The organism is Halobacterium sp. CBA1132, from assembly GCF_001485535.1.
Classification (GTDB): domain Archaea; phylum Halobacteriota; class Halobacteria; order Halobacteriales; family Halobacteriaceae; genus Halobacterium.
Map to the genome: position 1 here is coordinate 864,971 of NZ_BCMZ01000001.1, position 19,983 is coordinate 884,953.

Sequence of the window (19,983 nt, forward strand, 5' to 3'; positions counted from 1 at the left end):
CGGTGCTCACTTCGTCGTTCCCTCCCGTCGCTTAAGGGCGTTACTCTTCGCCGTGGACGACGGCGTAGCAGTTCCCGCTGGCGGTGAACGTCTCGGCGACGGCGAGTGCGCTCGCTCGGAGGTCCGCGCGGAACTCGTCGGGGCTGTAGACGTGATAGAAGCGCGGGACCGTCTCGCCGCCCGGGAGCGTCCAGTCGACGGTGGTGTCGAAACTCGCCTCGCTGTCGAATTTGTCGTGGGTGGTGCTCCACGCGCTCACGAGGGCGTCGCCGTCCGCGGTGAGCACGCGCGCGAGTTCGTCGAGGCTGGCGACGCGTGCGTCCCGGTCGGGGAGGTGGTGGATAGTCGCGATGTACACCGCGAGGTCCGCGGTGTCGTCGGCGAGCGGGAGGCGTTCGGCGTCGCCGGCGACGAGGTCCGCGTCGAACCCGCGCTCGCTGGCGCGGTCGCTGGCTTCGTCGAGGAGGCCGCGGCTGGCGTCCACGCCGACTGCGCGCTCGGCGCATTCCGCGAGCAGTTCGGTGTGGCGCCCGTTCCCGCATCCGATGTCGACGGCGACGCTGCCGGTGCGGTCGGCGAGGAACTCCTCGATTTCCGGCCACGGGTACTCGCGGGTCTTCGAGAAGTGTTCGGCGATGCGGTCGTACGTGTGGTGGACGCTGGTGGTGTCAGTCACGAGAGTCACCCGAGAACGAGGAATGTACCGTACGCGATTGCGAGCATCGCGGTGGCGTGTTTCGCGCCGGCTTTCACGCTGCCCTGTCCCATCTGGCCGGCGACGAGCCCCGAGCAGACCGCCTGCACCAGCCCCGTGTGGAAGAACACGAGGCTGTAGGCGTCCTTCGTCGCCTGCGTGAGTTCGGCGGTCCGCGAGAACGCGCCCGAGCTGCCGCCGCTCGGGAGTTGGTCGGTGGACGCGGCGGCCTCCACCACCGGGATGTTCGGGATGAAGATGACGTCCAGCGCGACGATGATGGCGAGGAACACGAAAAACGCGATGTAGACGACGACGAGGTACGTCAGCAGTTCGCTGCGGCGGTCGCGTTCGAGGCGCCGCGTCGCCTTCGCCTCGTTGGCCGCGATGCGCAGGACTGGGCCGAGGTCGCCGCTGGCCCGCATCGCGTTCGTCGTCAGCGTCACGACCCGAGAGATGGCCGGCGTGTTCGTGCGGTCGCGGAAGCGGCCGAGCGCGTGCTCGACGCGGGCGCCCCACTGCACGTCCGCCCACGTACGCTCCAGTTCCGTGGTGAGCGGGCCGAGGTCGCCGCCGACGACGCGCCCGAGGCTCTGGACGACCGGCATCCCGGCTTCGTTCGTGGACGCGAACCGGTCGAGGAAGTCCGGGACGCCCGCTTCGACGGCTTTCACGCGGCGCCGGTGGAATTCGTACACGACGGTGAACGTTCCGAGGACGAACAGCGCTGCGTGGATGAGCGGGTCGTCGTACGCCGTGAGGTCGGCGACGCCAGCCGTCGCGAGCGGCCACCACTGCACGAGTAAGTAGAGCGCGGCGAGGGGAACGGTCGCGTACAGCACCAGCGTCGGGGATTCGCTGACGACCGATACGGGGTTGCGGAGCCGGTAGAGTATCGGCCGCAGCGTCTCGTACGTGGCGAGGCGCTTCCGGTTGCGCTCCGTCGACGCGCCCGCCGTCGAGCCGCCGTCGGTGCGTGCGGCCGACCGCTGCGGGATGGACTGGAAGCGCGTCGCCGCCTCCGAGTCCGCTTCGTCGGTGGCGGTGCCGCCGGTCGAGGTCTCGGTGATGCTGTCGAGGTAGACGACGAATCCGAGCGTCGCCATCGGAATCAGGAGGTACGCCGTGAACTGCAGGAACGTCAGCGTGTCACTGAGCGTGAGGCCGATGACGACGAGGATGGTGATGAGGAACAGCGGGCCGGCGACCAGCAGCGTGACGTACGCTTCCGCCAGCGTCGCGAGCAGTTCGAGGAACTGCTCCTGTTGGGCTTCGGCTTCCTCGGCGTAGTAGTCGTACTGGCGCTTGAGGAACCCCGGGAGGTCGCGGCCGCTCTGGAGGACGCTCGTGAGGTTCTCCGCGAACTCCGAGAGTTCCTCGCTGGGCGTGCGCTGGCCGAGTCGGCCGAGCGCGCGCAGGATGTCCGCGCCGTACATGTCGACGTCCTTGACGGCGACGGACATCTCCTCGGCGCTCTCCCCGTAGACTTCGCGGTTGCGCGAGAGAATCCGCAGCACCTCGGGGAGCGCCATCCCGCTGCGCGAGAGCGCGTACAGGAACGCGACCGTGCGCTCCATCGACACGTCGATGCGGCGCTCGCGCTCGCCCGCCCGATAGCTCGGCATCGACCACCGGAACTGATAGGCGGCGTACGCCACGAGCACGCCCAGCGTCGCGCCCGACGCCAGAAACAGCGCGAAGAACTCACTAATCGAGAATCCACCGAGTCCCTCCACGAACAGCCCTTGGACGGCCTCGGGGAACCGCGCTTGGAGGCTCTGTGAGGCGGAGCCGAGGAACACCAGCACGCCCGCGACGAGGTAGACGCCGAGGATGCTGCCCGCGAGCGCGCCGACCGTCGCGTAGAAGAACGTCCGCGAGGCGTACACGCGGTACGTCTGCGCGACGTGTGCGCCCTGCAGCGCGGCGACCTGGCTGGGGTTGAATTCTCGGCGGCGGCGCGCGAACGACCCGAACGCCGCCAGCGACACTCGAGAGATGAACCGGTCGACGGACTGGACGACCGGTGCCGCCGCGAGCGCGAACAGCGCCGCCAGCACGGCGACCAGCGGCGCGAAGACCAGTGGCGACGCCATACTACTCGGAGACACCCGGCGCGTTCACGACGACGTCCTCGTCGAGTTCCGCCCGGACGCGCTCGACGACCCGTTCCGGGTTCGCGTAGTACTCGTTGACGACGGCCGTGAACTGGCGGTAGTCGGTGACGTCCTTCTCGGTGAGATAGCGGAGGACGCGCTTGCGATTCCGGAGTTCGCGCAGGAGTTCGCTGCGCGACCAGCCGCGCTCGTCGCGAATCTCGTCGAGGACCACGGAGTCGCGCTGCTCGAAGTCGTCGTTGCCGGCGTTCCACTCGAACGCCGTCGAGTAGTCGAGGTCGCCGGTGCGCTGGTCGATACCCTCGATTTCCGCGATGACGCGGTTCCGGCGCACGCGCTCGCCGCCGACGTGCGTGAGCGTCTGCACGCACAGCACGTCGAGGCTCTGAATCATCGCCCGCGGGACGTTGATGGGTTCGTTCTCCAAGCGATTGATGACCGTCTGGACGCTGTCGGCGTGCATCGTCGAGTACGTCGTGTGCCCGGTGTTCATCGCCTGGAACAGCGTCATCGCCTCGTCGCCGCGCACCTCCCCGACGATGATGTACTCGGGGCGGTGCCGGAGCGCCGACCGCAGCAGGTCGTACATCGTGATGTCCTCGCCCTCGCCGGTGGACTCCCGGGTGACCGAGGAGAGCCAGTTCTCGTGGAACAGCGTCAGCTCGCGGGTGTCCTCGATGGTGAGCACCTTCGAGCGCGGCGGCACGAACATCGAGATGGCGTTCATCGACGTCGTCTTCCCGGACGCGGTGCCCCCCGCGAACAGCAGGCTCTTGTTGGACTCGATGGCGAGCCAGAGGTACGCCATCTGGTCGAGGTCGAACGTGTTGTAGTCGACGAGCGTCGCGGGCGTGAACGGGTCCTCGCTGTACTTCCGAATCGTGAACGCCGACCCGCGCGGCGTGACCTCCTCGCCGAGCGCGAGTTCCGCGCGGGAGCCGTCCCGGAGCGTCGTCTCCGACACCGGGTCACCGATGGAGATGTGGCGCCCGGACTGCTGGGCGAGGCGCACGACGAACCCGTCGAGTTCCGCCTGCTCGTAGGTGACGTTCGTCTCGATGTCCGTGTACTGGTCGTGGTAGACGAACAGCGGGATGCCGTAGCCGTCACAGGAGATGTCCTCGATGTGGGGGTCGCGCATCAGCGGGTCCAGTTTCTCGAACCCCTCGAACGAGCGGTGGAGGTAGTAGAACAGCCGGTAGAACGCGTTCGCGTCGATGTCGATGCCGTACTCCTCGACGAGCCGCTTCATCTGCTGTTTCAGCACGCCCTCCGGGTCGTCGGGTTCGTACTCGGCGTCGTAGATGAGCGCGTCCCGGATGTCGTCGTACAGCGTCTCCAAGAGGTCCTTCTCGAAGTCGTCGAGCGCGGGTTCGACGACGTGGTAGCGGTACTCGTCGCTGTCTTCGTCGTGGCCGACGAAGACGAAGGCGTACGGCGCGTGTACCCAGTAGCGGTCGACCTCCTCGTAGCCGTCGAGGCCGTCGAAGTCGACCAGCGAGCCGTGGGCGGCGGGGTCGTACTCGACGAGTTCGACCGTCGACCCGCGGACGACATCGACGACGCGTTCGGCGCGCTCTCGGAGCGTTTCGAACTGTCGTTCGAGGTCCGCGAGGAAGTCGTCGGGCATCGATTACTACCTCCAACTTCGCCCGCGTCACCTTAAAGGCTGGCTGCCGAACCGCGGTCGGGCTACACCACGGCGTTCGCGAGCACCGCGCCGTCGTGTACTCTGTCGGGTCGGCGTCCGTCTTTGCCCGGGCGTCGAACTCGGGGGAGCGTCCGTCGCTCGCGTCGGAACGCGGGAACTAAGGCAGCCGAGTGCTACCACGACGCATGGGCATCGTCAACAGGGTTTCGGCCGCGCTGTCGGGGAGCGTGGAGACGGGGATGGACGACGTGGAAGTCGACGCCTCGCGGGGCGCGTACTGGTGTGACGACTGCAGCGTCCGCCTCCGAGACGTGACTATCGAGGACGAGGGATTGGACCGCGACGAAGCGGGGACGCCGCTGTGTCCGGACTGCGGGGACCCGATGCGCTTCGAGCGCACGTACGCCGACGGCTACACTCACTAACCGACCCGGTCGCGGGCTCGCGTCCGCAGCACGACCGCTGTCTCGTTCTCCGTGTCGGAGGGATCGTCCGGGAGCGCAGCGGCGTCCGCGTCAGTCATCCTCGCTGGGGTCGTACGCGACCGCGTCGTCGGGCGCCGGCGGCGAGCCGACGGCAAGCAGTTCGACGCGCTCGCTGGCGTCCTCGGGGTTGTGCGCGCGCTGCGGGCTCTTCGGGTCGACCGTGAACAGGTGGCCCTCCGGCACCTCGTAGGTCCGCTCGGGTGTCTCCACGAACAGCGTGCCCGACAGCACGAAGAACGCCTCCTCTTGTTGTTCGTGGTAGTGGTACGCCAGCGGCACCTGCTCGCCGGGCGCCGCCCGGAACAGGTTCATCGCCATCTCGTCGAGGTCGCCGGCCTCGGTCAGCGAGCGGTACTCACAGGGTCGTCCCTCCGGCACTTCGACGTCGTCGGGGTCGACGATTCGGTAGCCCATGCCTGTAGATACCACACGCGGGTTAAAAGCTCGTCGCGTCCGCGCCGCGCGGGCGGCAGAATTATGGCCGTTCGCGTGTGACTAGGGCGCATGGAAGAGCAACAGCCGACCGAGGCGTGCGGCCGCTGCTCGATGACGACAGTCGTCGACGCCGTGGACGCCAACAGCGACGAGGGAATGGCGGACCCCTTCGACGGCGAGCGCATCGAAGTCGAGGAGTCCGACGTGCGCCGCGTGTCGCCGGTCGCGTGGATGCAGAACGCGACGGCACGGCTGAACGCGGCCGTCCAGCGGCTCACGTACGGCCAGTGACCGACACCCAGCCGGGGCGTTACGTTCATTTCCCCGTCTCCCCTATCCACGCGTAGGGAATGCGCCGGGATTACTTCGAACTGGACGTCGCGAACGTCGATTGGGTCGACGAGGACGGTGACCCCGAGAAGCCGAACGTCACCATCGAGTTCACGGGTGCGGCCGCGGAACTCGAGGACAGGCTCACGGACCGAGACGGCGACCGCCTCGACGCCGGGGAGACCGACGCCACGTTCCGGCTGACGGACGACGTCGACGACCCGGACGCGGGCGGCGTCGTCGCGGTCACGAACCGCATCACGGGAGAGTTCGTCCTCGAACTGAACCAGGACGCCGACGACGTCCTGCAGTTCGTGCGGGCGGCCCGCCGGTACGGTGAGGCGACCGGCGACGACGGCCAGTACCGCGTCGAGATTCTCGTCGACGGCGAACAGCTCGTCGTCTACGAGAAGTCGACGTTCCTCGTCTACAGCGAAGACGGCGACCTGCTGCGCAGTCACAGCCTCATTCCGAGCGGCATCGAACTCTGATTCTCGCGGCCGGGAAGGGCCGAACCTAAGTGAACGCGGCCGGTTTCCCCGCGTATGGACCTCTTCGGTACGGCAGGGATTCGAGGGAGTGCGGCCGCCGACGTGACCCCGGAACTCGCGGTCGCTGTCGGCGCCGCGGCCGGCGCGGACGCTCGCGGCGACGACGAGGCGTTCGTCGTCGCGCGGGACGGCCGGGAGACGGGGCCGGCGCTGGCGGCGGCGATGAGCGCGGGCTTGCAGGCCGGCGGGATGCGCGTGCTGGACGCGGGCGTGTTGCCGACGCCGGCGCTGGCGTACGCCTCGCAGGGGAAACGCGGCGTTCAGCTCACGGCGAGCCACAATCCGCCCGAGGACAACGGCATCAAACTGTTCGTGGACGGCTCCGAGTACGACCGGGAGCGCGAGCGCGCCATCGAGGACCGCGTGGACAGCGACCCCGAGTACGCGTCGTGGACCGACTGGGGGAAGACCGAGTCCGTCGAGGTACTTCCGGACTACCGGGCGGCCGTCGCCGAGTACGCTAGCGGGCACGGCGCGCCGCTGGACGGCTTGACCGTGGCGGTCGACTGCGGGAACGGCGTCGCGAGCCTCGCCACGCCCCAGGTGCTGCGCGAGTTGGGCGCGCACGTCGTCACGCTGAACGCGAACGTCGACGGCCACTTCCCCGGCCGGCCGAGCAAGCCGACGCCGGAGACGCTCGGCGACCTGATGGACTTTGTCGCGAACGGCGACGCCGCGTTCGGCATCGCCCACGACGGCGACGCCGACCGCATCGTGCTCGTGGACGGCGATGGCGAGGTCGTACACGAGGACACGGTGCTCGCGGTGCTCGCGGAACACTACACGCGAGACAGTGACGCCGACGACCCCGTGGTGGTGACGACGCCGAACGCGTCCGCGCGAATCGACGAGCGCGTCGAGGACGCCGGTGGACGCGTCGAGCGCGTTCGGCTCGGCGCGCTCCACGAGGGCATCGCGTCGGCCCGCGAGGACGGCGGCGACGTAGTGTTCGCGGCGGAGCCGTGGAAGCACGTCCACACCGCGTTCGGCGGGTGGATAGACGGCGTGGCGTCGGCGGCCGTCCTCTCGCGACTGGTCGCGGAGGCCGACGGACTCGCGGCGCTGCGCGACCCCGTGACCGAGCGCCCGTACCGGAAAGTCAGCGTCGAGTGCCCGGACGCCGCCAAGGACGCGGTGATGGCGAAACTCGGCGAGGACCTGCCCGCGGCGTTCCCGGACGCCGACGTGAACACCGAGTACGGCGTCCGCTTGGAGTTCCCGGACGCGTCGTGGACGCTCGTGCGACCCAGCGGCACCGAACCCTACGTTCGCGTGTACGCTGAGAGCGACGACGTCGACGAACTCGTGGAGTCCGTCTCTGGTGTCGTCGAAGACGCGGTCGCACAAGCCTGACAACACGCCCACGTTTTGCCGCTATCCCCCACAAACGACGGCTTTATCACCGTACGAATGTCTCCTTTGACGCAAGTATGTCCAACTTCGACAGGCGGGAGTTCATCAAGGCCACGGCAGGCATCGGCGCAGTCGGACTCGCGGGGATGGCGGGCTGTACGGGCGGCCCCGCCAGCGACGACGAAGAGACCACAGAGGGGTCCGAGGGGACGACCGAGGACTCCGAAGGGACGACTGCCGAGGAGTCGGACACGACCAACGTCGGGATGGTGTACGCGACGGGCGGCCTCGGTGACGGGTCGTTCAACGACCAGGCCCAGTCGGGCATCAAGCAGGCGAAAGAGGAGTTCGACCTCGAGTTCAGCGAGTCCCAGCCGGAGTCGGTCTCGCAGTTCGGCAACTACCAGCAGCAGTACGCGAGTTCGACGAACCCCGACTACGACCTCGTCTCCTGTATCGGGTACCTGCACGCCGACTCGCTCGCGACGACCGCCGAGAACTACCCCGAGCAGAACTTCCAGATTGTCGACAGCGCCGTCGACGCGGACAACGTCGGCAGCTACGTGTTCCGCGAGCACGAGGGCTCGTACCTCGTCGGCGTGCTCGCCGCGCACCTCACGTCGATGAGCTTCGAGGCTGGCGCCGGCTCCACGCAGTCGGACTCCACGAACGTCGGCTTCATCGGCGGCCGCGAGAGTTCGCTCATTCAGAAGTTCGAAGCCGGGTTCACCGCCGGCGTGAAGGCCACCAACGACGACATCGACGTTCAGACGTCGTACGTCGGGAGCTTCAACGACACCACGGCCGGGCAGGAGGCCGCGCTGTCGATGTACAACTCCGGCAGCGACATCGTCTTCCACGCGGCGGGCAACACCGGAACCGGCGTCTTCCAGGCCGCACAGGACCGCGGCCGGTTTGCGGTCGGCGTCGACCGCGACCAGTCGGTCACGAAGAGCAGCTACGCCGACGTCATCCTCGCGAGCATGGTCAAGCGCGTCGACACCGCTGTCTACAACGCCGCGAAGGCGACCGTTAACGGCAACTTCGAGACCGGCACCACGACGACGCTCGGCCTGCAGGACGACGGGGTCGCCTGCGTCTACGGGCAGGAACTCGAATCCGACATTCCCGACGACGTCAAGACGGCAGTTAGCGAGGCCCGTCAGGCGATTATCGACGGTGACACCTCCGTCCCGCAGGACCCCTCCAACGTCTGACGGCGGCGCCCGAATTAAATTTCTGCACGAATGACACAAACGGATACGGCCGTCCGACTCGAAGACATCACGAAACGATTCCCGGGCGTCGTCGCCAACGACAACGTCGACCTGCACGTCGAACAGGGGTCGGTCCACGCCCTGCTCGGCGAGAACGGCGCGGGGAAGACGACCCTGATGAACGTCCTCTACGGGCTCTACCAGCCGGAGTCAGGCAGCGTCGTCGTCGACGACGAGGTCCGCGAGTTCGGCTCGCCGCGGGACGCCATCGACGCCGGCATCGGGATGATTCACCAGCACTTCATGCTCGTGGACACGATGACCGTCGCTGAGAACATCGCGCTCGGCAACGAACCCCGGAAGTGGGGTGGCCTCGCCGTCGACCGCGAGGCCGCGCGCCGCGACGTCGTCGAACTCAGCGAGCGCTACGGGTTCGACGTCGACCCGGACCAGACCATCGCCGACGTCAGCGTCGGCGTCCAGCAGCGCGTAGAGATTCTGAAGGCGCTGTACCGCGGCGCGGACGTGCTCATCCTCGACGAGCCGACCGCCGTGCTCACGCCACAGGAGGTCGAGGACCTCTTCGACGTCCTCGACGAACTCACCGACCAAGGGAAGACGGTTATCTTCATCACGCACAAACTCGGCGAAGCGATGCACGCCGCCGACGATGTCACCGTCCTCCGGGACGGGAAGAACGTCGGCACCGTCGACGCCGACGAGACCACTCGCGAGGAACTCGCGGAACTGATGGTCGGCCGCGAGGTCGTCCTCGACGTCGGCTCGACGCCGCCGGATGTCGGCGACACCGTCCTCGACGTCGACGCGCTCTCCGTGCTCGACGACCGCGACGTGCCCGCCGTCACGGACGTCTCGTTCGTCGTCCGCGAGGGCGAAGTGTTCGGCGTCGCGGGCGTCGACGGCAACGGGCAGGCCGAACTCGTGGAAGCGATTACGGGGCTTCGCGACCCCGACGCAGGGACCGTCGAGTTCGACGGCGAGGACATCACCGACGCGCCGCGCCGCGAGCGCATCGACGGCGGGATGGCGTACATCCCCGAGGACCGCCAGGAACGCGGGCTCGTGATGGATTTCGACCTCGTCGAGAACGGCATCCTCGGCAGCCAGCGCAACGAGGCGTTCTCGTCCGGCCCGACTATCGACTGGGACGCCTCCCGGTCGCACGCCGATGCCATCGTCGAGGAGTACGACGTTCGACCGCCGAACGCGGACAACGACGCGGTGTCGCTGTCCGGCGGCAACCAACAGAAGTTCATCGTCGGGCGCGAGTTCGAGCGCGACCCGCGACTCGTCGTCGCCACGCACCCGACGCGCGGCGTCGACATCGGCTCACAGGAGTTCATCCACGACCGCTTGCTCGAACTCCGCGACGAGGGCCGCGGCGTCTTCCTCGTCTCCTCGAAACTCGACGAAGTACAGGGGCTGTCCGACCGCCTCGCCGTGATGCACGACGGCGACCTGATGGCCGTCGTCGACCCCGACGGCGTCACCGAGGAGGAACTCGGCCTGCTGATGGCGGGTGAGTACCCCGAGGGGTACGAACCCCGCAGTGAGCGCGACGCCGAGGGGGTGGCGCAGTGAAGCTCCCCGACCGAGCGAACGACCTGCTCGGGCGCCTCGTCCGCGCGTCGGCGTTCGAGCGATTCCTCATCAGCACGTCCGCGCTCCTGCTGTCGGTGTTCATCGGCGCGCTCATCATTCTCGGCGCCGGCCGCATGACCGACTGCGCCAGCGCCGCGTACACGCTGGCGTTCCCCGGTGCGTTCGTCACGTCCACGCTCCCCGGACTGGTGCCGGGTGTCGTGAAGTCCGCGCTCCCCGCGGGCCTGTGGCCGTCGCAGTCGCTGTTCGCGATGGGGTTCTGCTACGACCCGTTCGCGGTGTACGACCTGCTTTTCCTCGGCGCGCTCGGCAACGTCGTGAACGACCCGCTCAACGGCCAGTTCGCGACGACGCTCGCCGAGACCACGATTCTGATGTTCACGGGCGTCGCGGTCGCAGTGGCGTTCCGTGCGGACATCTTCAACATCGGTGTACAGGGACAGCTCGTCGTCGGCGCGCTCACCACGGGCGTCGTGCTCTCGTTCCTCGCGCCGCCGCTGGCGAGCCTCGGTGTCGTCGCCACGCTCGTCTTGCTCCCGCTGGGCCTCTTGCTCGGCGGCATTTCGGGCGGCCTCTACGCCGCGATTCCCGGCGCCTTGAAGGCGTACGCGGACGCCAACGAGGTCATCACCACCATCATGCTGAACTTCGTCGCCACCTCCATCGCGCTCTTCTTGGTCTCCCGCGCGAAGTACTTCAAGGACCCCGAGAGCTTCGCGAACCAGACCGTCCCGCTGCCGGACATCGCGCTGTTCCCGTCGTGGCTGTTCCGCGCCCGCGACGACGCATCCATACTCGCGCTCGCGCTCGCTATCGCGGTGCTCGTCGGCATCTGGTATCTCCTCCAGCACACGCCGTTCGGCTACGACCTCCGCACGAGCGGTCTCCAGCCGGACGCCGCGGAGTACGGCGGTGTCGACGCCGACCGCACCATCGTCTCCAGCATGACGCTGTCCGGCGCGCTCGCCGGCATCGGCGGCGCCGTCTACGTGCTGATGGTGCTGGGGAACTTCCAGACCGGCGTCCCCGACTACGGCTTCGACGGCATCACCGTCTCCATCCTCGCCGGAAACAATCCGCTCGGCATCGGCTTCGCGGCGTTCCTCTTCGGCGTGCTCAAGAGCGGGTCCATCGTCGTGCAGGTCGGTTCGGACGTTCCGCCGACGCTCGTCGGCGTGCTCCGCGGACTCATCATCCTGTTCGTCGCGATGCCCGAGTTCTTCCGGATGCTCGGCCGCAAGTTCGGTTCGTTCGGCTCGCCCGGCGAGCCAGTTGGCGCCGACGGCGCCACCGGAGGTGGGAGCGATGAGTGACGAACCCCCGGTCTTCGGCACCGTTCGTCGCGCCGCTGCCGCCACCTACGATTGGCTGTTCGTCGGTCGGAGCCACCTCCAGCAGTCGGTCATCAGCCTCGTCCTGCTCGCCGCCATCGGCCTCACCGCCGCCGGCGTGTTCGCGCCCGAATCCGACGCCGGCCGACTGTTCGCCGTGCTCACCGCCGACTCGACGCTCGCCGCGACGCTGCGACTCTCGGTCCCCATCGCGTTCGCCGCGCTGGGCGGTATCTTCGCGGAGAAGAGCGGCGTCATCAACATCGGTCTCGAAGGCCTGCTCATCATCGCCGCGTTCACCGGCATCTGGGCGACCGACGTGACCGGAAACGTCTGGTACGGGCTGCTCGGCGGCGTACTCGCGAGTACGCTGCTGGCGGGCCTGTTCGCCATCGTCTGCATCGAGTTCCGGGCCGACCAGATTATCGCCGGCCTCGCCGTGTGGCTCATCGCGCTCGGCCTCGCGCCGTTCCTCTCCTCGGTCATCTACGGGTCGAAAAACACCGTCAGCGTCGACACGTTCCCGACGCTCCCGCAGATGGGGATTCCGGTGCTCTCGGACGCGGTCGCGTCACCGATACCGTTCGTCGGCGTCGCGCCCGTCGACATCCCGTTCTTCGGCGCGCTGTTCGACGCCAGCCCGCCGGTCTACCTGATGCTGCTTGCCGTCGCGCTGTCGTGGTACACGCTCCACCGCACCGCGTTCGGGCGCTGGGTCGAAGCCAGCGGCGAGAACCCGAAGGCGCTGGACACCGCGGGCGTGAACGTCCACCGCGTCCGGTACGCGGCCGTCCTGCTGTCGGGCGTGCTTGCGGGCGTCGGCGGCGCCGCGCTCGCGCTCGGCGTCGGCCAGTTCACCGGAAACGGCCCGACGATGGTCAACGGCAAGGGGTTCATCGCCATCGTGGCGTACCTCTTCGGGAACTACCACCCCATCGGGGCGCTCGGCTCCACGATGCTGTTCGCGGGCCTCGACGCCACGCAGCTCACGCTGCAGGCGCGGGACGTCTTCCAAGTGCCGACGGAACTCGTGCGCACGATTCCGTACGTCACGGTCATCGTCGTCCTCGCCGTGTTCGGTCGCACTCGCATCCCCTCGGCGGGCGGCGAGCACTACGAGTCCGGCGAGGACGAGTAACCGAACGCGGCGGCTTTTTGTCGCGGCTGCTCGAAGCGTCTGTATGGACGACGACGAACTTCTCGCTGCCGCTCGTGACGCGCTCGAAGAAGCCTACGTGCCGTACTCGGAGTACCCCGTCGGCGCCGCAGTCGAGACCGCCGACGGCGAGGTGTACGTCGGCACGAACGTCGAGAACGCGAACTTCTCGAACAGCCTCCACGCCGAGGAGGTGGCGGTCGGGTCGGCGGTCCGCGACGGCCACCGCGACTTCGCGAAAGTCGTCGTCACGTCCGAAGCGCGCGACGCCGTGACGCCCTGCGGGATGTGCCGGCAGACGCTCGCGGAGTTCTGCGACGACGACGTGCCCGTGCTCTGCGACACCGGCGACGGCTTCGAGCGCTACACCATCGGCGAACTCATTCCGGACACCATCACGCCCGAGATGCTCGGGCACTGAACAGCGAGCGCAGCGCGCGCCGGTTCAACAGCGCGAACCCCGCTGCGATGATTGCGAACCCCGCGGCGGTTACCGGCCCGATTGCCCGACCGAGGAGCGCCCAACTGGAGACGGCGGTGACGACCGGGACGGCGTAGGAGACGAGGTTCGCGCGTACCGGTCCGACGGCGTCGATGAGCTCGAAGTACAGCGGGTACGCAAGCGCCGTCGAGACGACGCCCGTGTACGCGATTGCGGCGAGCAGCGGCCCGGACGCCGGCAGCGTCTGGGGGTCGCCCGCGAGTACGCTGGCGATGTGTGCGAGCGCGGCGCCGAACGCCAGCCCCCACGCCGTCTCCGCGAGCGCGTCGAGGTCGCTACTGATTCGGTCGACGACCACGCTGCCCAGCGCGAGGCTCGTCGCACCCCCGAGCAACAGCAGTTTCCCGGTCGTCCCGTCGGCGAGCGCGCCCGACGACGGCCGCACGACGACGGCGACGCCGGTGAGCCCCACCACCAAACCGACCGCTTCCACGGCGTCGAGGCGCTCGGACGGCGACACCGCGGCCGTCAGCCCCGCCGCGATGACGGGGTTCGTGGAGAACAGCACCGACGCGACCCCGCCCGTGGTGTACTGCTGGCCGACGAACAGGAACGCGTTCGTCAGCGCGACGACGAGCGCGCCGTTGACCGCCGCGCTGGCGACTTCCCCGCGAGTCCGCGGGGCGAAGCGCTCGCAGACGACGTACGCCGCCGGCAGCGCGACGACGGCCGCAGTCTCCAGCCGGTACGCCGCGAACAGCAGCGCCGGCAACTCCCGCAGGCCGACGTCGATGGCGACGTACGACCCGCCCCACGCTATCGCGACCACCGCGAACAGGACCGCGACGCGACTCCGATGCACGGCGGACGAACGGCCCGCGGAGCGAAGTGCGTTCGGCTTCCGGAAACACGAAGACACTTTGCCCGTCGCCGGCCAACTCGGTGGCATGCCCGGCGACAGCGAGGACCCAAACGACGAGGTCCAGTATCACGTCGAACTCGCTTCCGGCGACGTCGCGGACGCCGTGTTGCTCCCCGGCAACCCCGAGCGCCTCGACAAAATCACGCCGCTGTGGGACGACCACGACGAGGTCGCACACCACCGCGAGTACCGCACCGCCACCGGCAGCTACGACGGCACGCCGATTTCGGTCACCTCCACCGGTATCGGGTCGCCGTCGGCCGCCATCGCCGTCGAGGAACTGGCGCGAATCGGCGCGGACACGTTCATCCGCGTCGGCTCCTGCGGCGCGCTTCAAGCCGAGATGGACCCCGGCGACCTCGTCATCACGAAGGGCGCGGTCCGCCAAGAGGGCACCAGCGGCGAGTACGTCCGCGAGGACTACCCCGCGGTCGCCAGCCACGAAGTCGTCTCCGCGCTCGTCGCCGCCGCCGAACGCCTCGGCCACGACTACCACGTCGGCCTCACGATGAGTTCGGACTCCTTCTACGCGGGACAGGGCCGTCCCGGGTTCGAGGGGTTCGAGGCCGCCGGCAGCGACGACCTGATTCAGGAACTCAAGGACGCCAACGTCGCGAACGTCGAGATGGAGGCGTCGGCCATCCTCACGCTCGCGAACGTCTACGGCCTCCGCGCGGGCGCGGTCTGTTCGGTGTTCGCGAACCGCGAGACCGGCGAGTTCCTCACCGAGGGCGAGTCCAACGCCGCTGAGACCGCGAGCCTCGCGGTCCACCTGCTCGCGAAGATGGACGAGAAGAAAGCACAGGCGGGCGTCGATCAGTGGCACGCCGGCCTGAGTTTGGAGTGACACTACTCCCCCGAAACTTTCTTCTGCGGTAACACGTGACTGGGATGACGTGAGTCACGATATCGCATGTCACTGACCAACGCGAGACGACCGACGAGCACGCGAGAGCGGTACCGCCTGATGGCTGACGCTGCCTCCCGACCGTTCGCCGTCGGCGCCGTCGCCCTGCCGCTCGTTCTGCCCGTGCTGGGGTACGCGTCCGGCGACGTCCGAATCATGTTCACCGTCCACCTCTTCCTCGGGGCGTTCTGGTTCGGGACCGGGGTGCTCGGCGCGGTGGTCCTCGGCCCCGTCATGGGTGGACTCTCCGAGACCGCCAACGAGGAGTTCGCCGCGGGCTTCGTCCCCAAGATGAACCTCCTCATGGAGCCCATCTCGGTGGGGGTCGTCGGCTCCGGCGTCGGCCTCGCCGCCATGATGGGGCTGTGGGCGTCCCCGACGCCGTCCCTGTGGGCTGCGAGCGCGCTCGCCGTCGCGCTGCTCGTCCTCGGGTTCGGGCCGCTGCACAAGTTCACGTCCGGGATGTTCGACGAAATCGCCGCCGACGACACCGACCACGAACGGCTCGCGGAACTGAACAAGAAGTACGGGATGTTGAGTCTGGTCGAACTCGCGCTCATGGTCGCCATCGTCGCCTCGATGTCCGGCCTCCGGTGGGGGCTCTGAGCCGTCGGCCGACTCCCGAAACGCTAAACCCGGCGCCGTCGTGGTCGGCGTATGCGACCGATTTGGGACGACGACGGGCTCTCCTCGGCGTTCGTCTCGGCCTTCGAGGCGTGGGCCGACCGCAACGACGGCGACATCGAGGAGACCACCGAACAGACGCTGTTCTGCGAGTTCCCCCCGACCGACGAACAGATTCGGCTCCGCGTCGGCCTCTACGAGGCCGACGGGCGCCACCGACTGCGCTTCGAGACGGTCCGCGAGGAAGTCGAGTTGAAGCTACTGACGCGCTTCGAGACGACCGAGAGTAAACTCATCCTGCAGTCCGACAAGGCCAGCCGCACGTTCCAACTGGACGTGCAAGCCGGCGAGTGGCGAATCCAGAAGCGACCCGTCGCCGACGTCTAGAGCGCGTCCCACGCCTTCATCGCGCGCGACCACGACGTAATCTTCGCGATCCAGCGCGCGGCCGCGCCCTTCTTCAGCATCTTCGCGGGCGTCCCGTTGAACGTACGGACCGGCGAGGCGAAACCGTTCATCTGCACGTCGTGAGCGATGGCGGCCTCCCCGATGGAGACGAGCGTTCCCTGGTCGTCGTACGTCCACGTTCGCAGCGGCCGGTCGTCGATGGCGCGCGCGATGTTCTCGGCGGCGACGTCGGCGGCCTGCCACGCGGCCTGCGCGGTCGGCGGCGCGACTTCGTCGTCGGGCTGGTCGACCAGCGAGCAGTCCCCGACGGTGAACACGCGCTCGTTCCCGGTCTGGAGGTTCGAACCCGCCTGCAGGCGGTTGTGCTCGGCGTCGAGATCGACGTCCCCGAGTTCGCTGGGGCCGGTGACGCCGCCGGTCCAGAGGAACACGTCGTAGTCGAGGTCGTCGCGCTCGTCGAACTCGAGGTGGTCGGCGGTCGCCGCGGTGATGGGGTCGTCGGTGAGAATCTCGATGTCGCGCTTCTCGATGCGGTGGCGGAGCGCGCCCTGAATCTCGCTGTCGCCCGGCGGGAAGATTTCGGGCAGCGCCTCCACGAGCGTGACGTCGATGGGCGCGTTGTGGCGGTCGCGGAACTCCGCGAGTTCGCCCGCGCTCTGGATGCCCGAGAGCCCGGCGCCGCCGACGACGACCTTCGCGGGGTCGTCCCGAGTGGCTTCTCGCGCCGCGGCCGTGACGTCCTCGTGGATTTCGATGGCGTCGTCGAGGCCCTTCAGCGTGTGCGGGTGTTCGGCCATCCCGTCGATGCCGTAGGTGGCCGTCTCCGACCCGATGCCGACGAGGAGGTAGTCGTAGTCGACGTCGTCGCCGTCTTCGAGTTCGACGGTGCGGTCGTCGATGTCGACATCGACGACGTCGTCGTGGACGAACCGCGTCCCGCGGGACTTGATGTCTTCGACGGGAATCGTAATCTTGTCCTCGACGCCCGGGTCTCGGATGACGCGGTGGGCTTCGTGGAGGACGAGGTGGTAGTCGGTGTCGGATACCCAGACGAGTTCCGCGTCGGGGCCGAGTTCGTCTTCGAGTTTCGACACCGCGCCGGCGCCAGCGTAGCCGGCACCGAGAACGACGACTCTAGTTGTCATACTGAGACCTGCGTCGCCCGGTGATACAAAGGCTTTGAAACGTCGCGCGTCAGTGGTCGGGTTCTTCGGCCGGCGCTTCCATCGAGTCGATTTTCAGGATGAGAATGTTCGCAGTGTCGTCTTTGCCGTCGAGCGTTCCCTCGATGACGAGCTTCGACAGCGGCGTCGGACCGACGGTGACGCTGTCGCCCTCGTGGAACTCCCGGATGGAGCCGCGGAGGTGAATCTCGGCGCGGCACAGCTCCGGGTGGTGGACGCTCGTCAACCCGACCTCCTCGACGTTCGCGTCTTCGAGGCGTTCGCCCTCGTGGCGCACGGGCACCTCGGCGGTCGTGTCGAGCTTCTGGATTTCCAGCGCCTCGTAGGCGTTGACGGTCGGCTTGTAGCCGCCCTTCGGGCCGGGGACGCCCTCGACGAGTTGGAGGGCTTTCAGGCTCTGCATCTGGTTCCGGATTGTACCGGGGTTGCGGTCGACCTCCTCGGCGATGTCCTCGCCTTTGACGGCCTGCTCGCGCTCCGTGTAGAGGTCTACGAGCGCGCGCAGTATCGTCTTCTGACTGGAGGTCAGTTCAATCGATGACATACGAATGGGTTGGCCGGTGTTTTCCATAAATCCCCCGATGGGGCGCCCGGAGACAGACGGCGAAGCAGTAGGTTTTACGGCCCGACCGTCGATTCACGAACATGGACGGAAATCGCGTGCTGGTCACGGGCGGCGCTGGGTTCATCGGATCGAACCTCGCGAACCACCTCGCCGCCGACAACGACGTCGTCGCGCTGGACAACGGCTACCTCGGCACCCCGGAGAATCTCGACGACGCCGTCGAGTACGTTGAAGCGAACGTGCTCGACGACGACCTGCCGACTGAGGGTGTCGACGTCGTCTACCACCTCGCCGCGCTCTCGTCGCGACAGATGCTCGAAGAGAACCCACGCGAGGGCGCTCGCGTGAACATCGAGGGGTTCGTCAACGTCGTCGAACAGGCTCACGACGACGGCTGTAACACCGTCGTCTACGCGTCGACGTCCTCGGCGTACGGCAGCCGAACCGAACCCAGCCCCGAGGACATGGACCTCGAAGCCGCGACCGGCTACGACGCGTCGATGCTCGGCCGGGAGCGATACGCCGAGTACTACAACAGCTTCTACGACGACATCACGTGTGCGGGGATGCGGTTCTTCTCGGTCTACCAGGGGTACGGCGGCAACGAAGGCCACAAGGGCGAGTACGCCAACACCGTCTCGCAGTTCGCGGACAAAATCGCGAACGGCGAGTCGCCCGTGCTGTGGGGCGACGGCTCCCAGACGCGGGACTTCACGCACGTCGACGACATCGTCCGCGGGCTGGTGACGACCGCCGAGCACGAACTCACGGGCGTCTACAACCTCGGCACCGGCGACGCCTACTCGTTCAACGAGATGGTCGACCTCATCAACGACGCGCTCGGCACGGACGTCGAACCCGAGTACGAGCCCATCCCGCTGGAGAACTACGTCCACGACACGTGCGCGGACATCTCCAAGATTCACGAGGCGACCGGCTGGGAGCCCCAGATTTCGTTCGCGGAGGGCGTCGAGCGCGTCGTCGAACCGTACCGCGAGGACTGATTCTGCGGTGTCGGCTTCGCGGTCGTGGAACCACACGCACTAAGGACTGCTCGCCGTAGCTACGGGCATGACCAAGACCGTCCACGTCATCGGCGCACCGATGGACTACGGCTCGGACCGACGCGGCGTCGACATGGGGCCGTCGGCGATTCGCTACGCCGACCTCGCCGCGGAACTGGACGCGGCGGGCGTCGACGCCGTCGACACCGGCGACCTCGCGGTCCCCCGGGCGGAGGAGCGCGAACCGAGCGACGGGCGCGCGAAGTTCCTCGACGAAATCGAGGACGTCTGCACGCGCCTCGGCGACGAGGTCGCGGACACCATCGCGGACGACGCGTTCCCGCTGGTGCTCGGCGGCGACCACGCGGTCGCCATCGGGTCGCTGTCGGGGAGCGCGCGCGACGCAGAAATCGGCGCGCTCTGGCTGGACGCCCACGGCGACTTCAACACGCCCGCGACCTCCCCCAGCGGGAACGTCCACGGGATGCCGCTGGCGGCGGCGCTGGGCCGCGGCGAGTTCGCGGACACGGAGTGGGCGAACGCCGCCGGCCTCCGCGAGGAGAACGTCGCGCTCGTCGGCCTCCGGAACCTCGACCCGTCCGAGCGCGAGGCCATCCGTGACAGCGAGATGACCGCGTTCACGATGAGCGACATCGACGAGCGCGGCGTCAACAGCGTCGTCGACGAAGCCCTCGACATTGTGACCGCGGGCACCGACGGCGTCCACGTCTCGCTGGACGTCGACTGGCTCGACCCGGACGAAGCCCCCGGCGTCGGGACGCCGGTCCGCGGCGGCGCGACCTACCGGGAAGCCCACGCGGCGCTGGAGGCGATCGCACAACGGGACGCAGAAGAAGACCTCCTCCGCTCGCTGGAAGTCGTGGAAGTGAACCCGATTCTGGACGAGTCGAACCGGACCGCGGACATCGCCGCGGAACTGGCCGCGAGCGCGCTCGGGAAGCGAATCCTCTAAACGTACCTTTT

21 protein-coding genes are annotated in these 19,983 nt (G+C 68.1%); 14 read left to right on the forward strand and 7 right to left on the reverse strand.

The features are described 5' to 3' along the window. Nucleotides 1-40 precede the first annotated feature (40 nt). From AVZ66_RS04525 to AVZ66_RS04535, 3 genes are read right to left on the reverse strand one after another with little or no spacing between them, the layout of a single operon-like run. Nucleotides 41-676, reverse strand: a complete 636-nt coding sequence (locus AVZ66_RS04525; protein WP_082678857.1) for a class I SAM-dependent methyltransferase — start codon at nucleotides 674-676, stop codon at nucleotides 41-43. A gap of 5 nt (nucleotides 677-681) precedes the next feature. Beyond that, nucleotides 682-2,790, reverse strand: a complete 2,109-nt coding sequence (locus AVZ66_RS04530; RefSeq protein WP_082678768.1) for a type II secretion system F family protein — start codon at nucleotides 2,788-2,790, stop codon at nucleotides 682-684. Nucleotide 2,791: 1 nt separating this feature from the next. Next, nucleotides 2,792-4,441 (reverse strand): type II/IV secretion system ATPase subunit, encoded by a 1,650-nt coding sequence (locus AVZ66_RS04535; protein WP_058982229.1) that lies wholly within the window; start codon nucleotides 4,439-4,441, stop codon nucleotides 2,792-2,794. A gap of 206 nt (nucleotides 4,442-4,647) precedes the next feature. On the opposite strand from AVZ66_RS04535, the gene AVZ66_RS04540 reads away from it, so the two are divergent. Continuing rightward, nucleotides 4,648-4,887: a hypothetical protein gene (locus AVZ66_RS04540; protein WP_058982231.1), complete on the forward strand. Its 240-nt coding sequence runs from the start codon at nucleotides 4,648-4,650 to the stop codon at nucleotides 4,885-4,887. A gap of 90 nt (nucleotides 4,888-4,977) precedes the next feature. Here AVZ66_RS04540 and AVZ66_RS04545 read toward each other — a convergent pair whose 3' ends face one another. Further along, nucleotides 4,978-5,361: a cupin domain-containing protein gene (locus tag AVZ66_RS04545; protein WP_058982233.1), complete on the reverse strand. Its 384-nt coding sequence runs from the start codon at nucleotides 5,359-5,361 to the stop codon at nucleotides 4,978-4,980. Between the two features lie 90 nt (nucleotides 5,362-5,451). On the opposite strand from AVZ66_RS04545, the gene AVZ66_RS04550 reads away from it, so the two are divergent. The 8 genes from AVZ66_RS04550 to cdd all read left to right on the forward strand — a co-directional run bounded on the left by AVZ66_RS04550 (nucleotide 5,452) and on the right by cdd (nucleotide 13,364). After that, nucleotides 5,452-5,673, forward strand: coding sequence for a hypothetical protein (locus tag AVZ66_RS04550; RefSeq protein ID WP_058982235.1), 222 nt, complete (start codon nucleotides 5,452-5,454; stop codon nucleotides 5,671-5,673). Nucleotides 5,674-5,732: 59 nt separating this feature from the next. Beyond that, nucleotides 5,733-6,203, forward strand: coding sequence for a DUF5793 family protein (locus AVZ66_RS04555; RefSeq protein WP_058982237.1), 471 nt, complete (start codon nucleotides 5,733-5,735; stop codon nucleotides 6,201-6,203). A 54-nt stretch (nucleotides 6,204-6,257) separates the two neighbouring features. Then, entirely contained in the window at nucleotides 6,258-7,616 is a 1,359-nt protein-coding gene (locus AVZ66_RS04560; protein ID WP_058982239.1) for a phosphopentomutase/phosphoglucosamine mutase, read from the forward strand. Between the two features lie 77 nt (nucleotides 7,617-7,693). Beyond that, nucleotides 7,694-8,833 (forward strand): BMP family protein, encoded by a 1,140-nt coding sequence (locus AVZ66_RS04565; RefSeq protein WP_058982241.1) that lies wholly within the window; start codon nucleotides 7,694-7,696, stop codon nucleotides 8,831-8,833. A gap of 30 nt (nucleotides 8,834-8,863) precedes the next feature. Further along, a complete protein-coding gene (locus tag AVZ66_RS04570) occupies nucleotides 8,864-10,435 on the forward strand; it encodes an ABC transporter ATP-binding protein (protein WP_058982243.1) in 1,572 nt (523 codons plus the stop codon). Further along, nucleotides 10,432-11,769, forward strand: a complete 1,338-nt coding sequence (locus tag AVZ66_RS04575; protein WP_058982245.1) for an ABC transporter permease — start codon at nucleotides 10,432-10,434, stop codon at nucleotides 11,767-11,769. Before AVZ66_RS04570 ends, AVZ66_RS04575 begins: the two co-directional genes overlap by 4 nt. Continuing rightward, complete coding sequence (locus AVZ66_RS16130; protein ID WP_157575597.1) at nucleotides 11,762-12,925, forward strand: ABC transporter permease; 1,164 nt, start codon at nucleotides 11,762-11,764, stop codon at nucleotides 12,923-12,925. Before AVZ66_RS04575 ends, AVZ66_RS16130 begins: the two co-directional genes overlap by 8 nt. Before the next feature lie 43 nt (nucleotides 12,926-12,968). Further along, nucleotides 12,969-13,364, forward strand: a complete 396-nt coding sequence (cdd, locus tag AVZ66_RS16135; protein ID WP_058982247.1) for a cytidine deaminase — start codon at nucleotides 12,969-12,971, stop codon at nucleotides 13,362-13,364. Here the strand turns inward: cdd and AVZ66_RS04590 are convergent. After that, nucleotides 13,339-14,247 (reverse strand): DMT family transporter, encoded by a 909-nt coding sequence (locus tag AVZ66_RS04590; RefSeq protein ID WP_058982248.1) that lies wholly within the window; start codon nucleotides 14,245-14,247, stop codon nucleotides 13,339-13,341. The genes cdd and AVZ66_RS04590 overlap by 26 nt on opposite strands. Before the next feature lie 85 nt (nucleotides 14,248-14,332). Between AVZ66_RS04590 and AVZ66_RS04595 the strand changes: the two genes are divergently transcribed. From AVZ66_RS04595 to AVZ66_RS04605, 3 genes are all read left to right on the forward strand, one after another. Continuing rightward, nucleotides 14,333-15,154, forward strand: coding sequence for a nucleoside phosphorylase (locus tag AVZ66_RS04595; protein WP_058982250.1), 822 nt, complete (start codon nucleotides 14,333-14,335; stop codon nucleotides 15,152-15,154). Nucleotides 15,155-15,274: 120 nt separating this feature from the next. Further along, on the forward strand, nucleotides 15,275-15,820 hold the full coding sequence (locus tag AVZ66_RS04600) for a hypothetical protein (RefSeq protein WP_058982253.1): 546 nt from the start codon (nucleotides 15,275-15,277) through the stop codon (nucleotides 15,818-15,820). Nucleotides 15,821-15,871: 51 nt separating this feature from the next. Beyond that, the gene (locus AVZ66_RS04605; protein ID WP_058982256.1) at nucleotides 15,872-16,225 is read left to right on the forward strand and encodes a hypothetical protein; all 354 of its coding nucleotides are present in this window, start codon (nucleotides 15,872-15,874) and stop codon (nucleotides 16,223-16,225) included. Here the strand turns inward: AVZ66_RS04605 and AVZ66_RS04610 are convergent. Both AVZ66_RS04610 and AVZ66_RS04615 read right to left on the reverse strand, forming a co-directional pair. Next, nucleotides 16,222-17,391, reverse strand: a complete 1,170-nt coding sequence (locus AVZ66_RS04610; RefSeq protein ID WP_058982259.1) for an NAD(P)/FAD-dependent oxidoreductase — start codon at nucleotides 17,389-17,391, stop codon at nucleotides 16,222-16,224. The two genes, AVZ66_RS04605 and AVZ66_RS04610, sit on opposite strands and share 4 nt — an antisense overlap. Nucleotides 17,392-17,440: 49 nt before the next feature. After that, nucleotides 17,441-17,974 carry an Rrf2 family transcriptional regulator gene (locus AVZ66_RS04615; protein WP_058982261.1) on the reverse strand — a complete coding sequence of 178 codons (534 nt, stop codon included), beginning with the start codon at nucleotides 17,972-17,974 and terminating at the stop codon, nucleotides 17,441-17,443. A 101-nt stretch (nucleotides 17,975-18,075) separates the two neighbouring features. Here AVZ66_RS04615 and AVZ66_RS04620 point away from each other — a divergent pair, with 101 nt between their 5' ends. Continuing rightward, nucleotides 18,076-18,999: an NAD-dependent epimerase/dehydratase family protein gene (locus AVZ66_RS04620; protein WP_058982263.1), complete on the forward strand. Its 924-nt coding sequence runs from the start codon at nucleotides 18,076-18,078 to the stop codon at nucleotides 18,997-18,999. A gap of 67 nt (nucleotides 19,000-19,066) precedes the next feature. Then, a complete protein-coding gene (gene rocF / locus AVZ66_RS04625; RefSeq protein ID WP_058982265.1) occupies nucleotides 19,067-19,972 on the forward strand; it encodes an arginase in 906 nt (301 codons plus the stop codon). The last annotated feature ends 11 nt before the right edge of the window (nucleotides 19,973-19,983 follow it).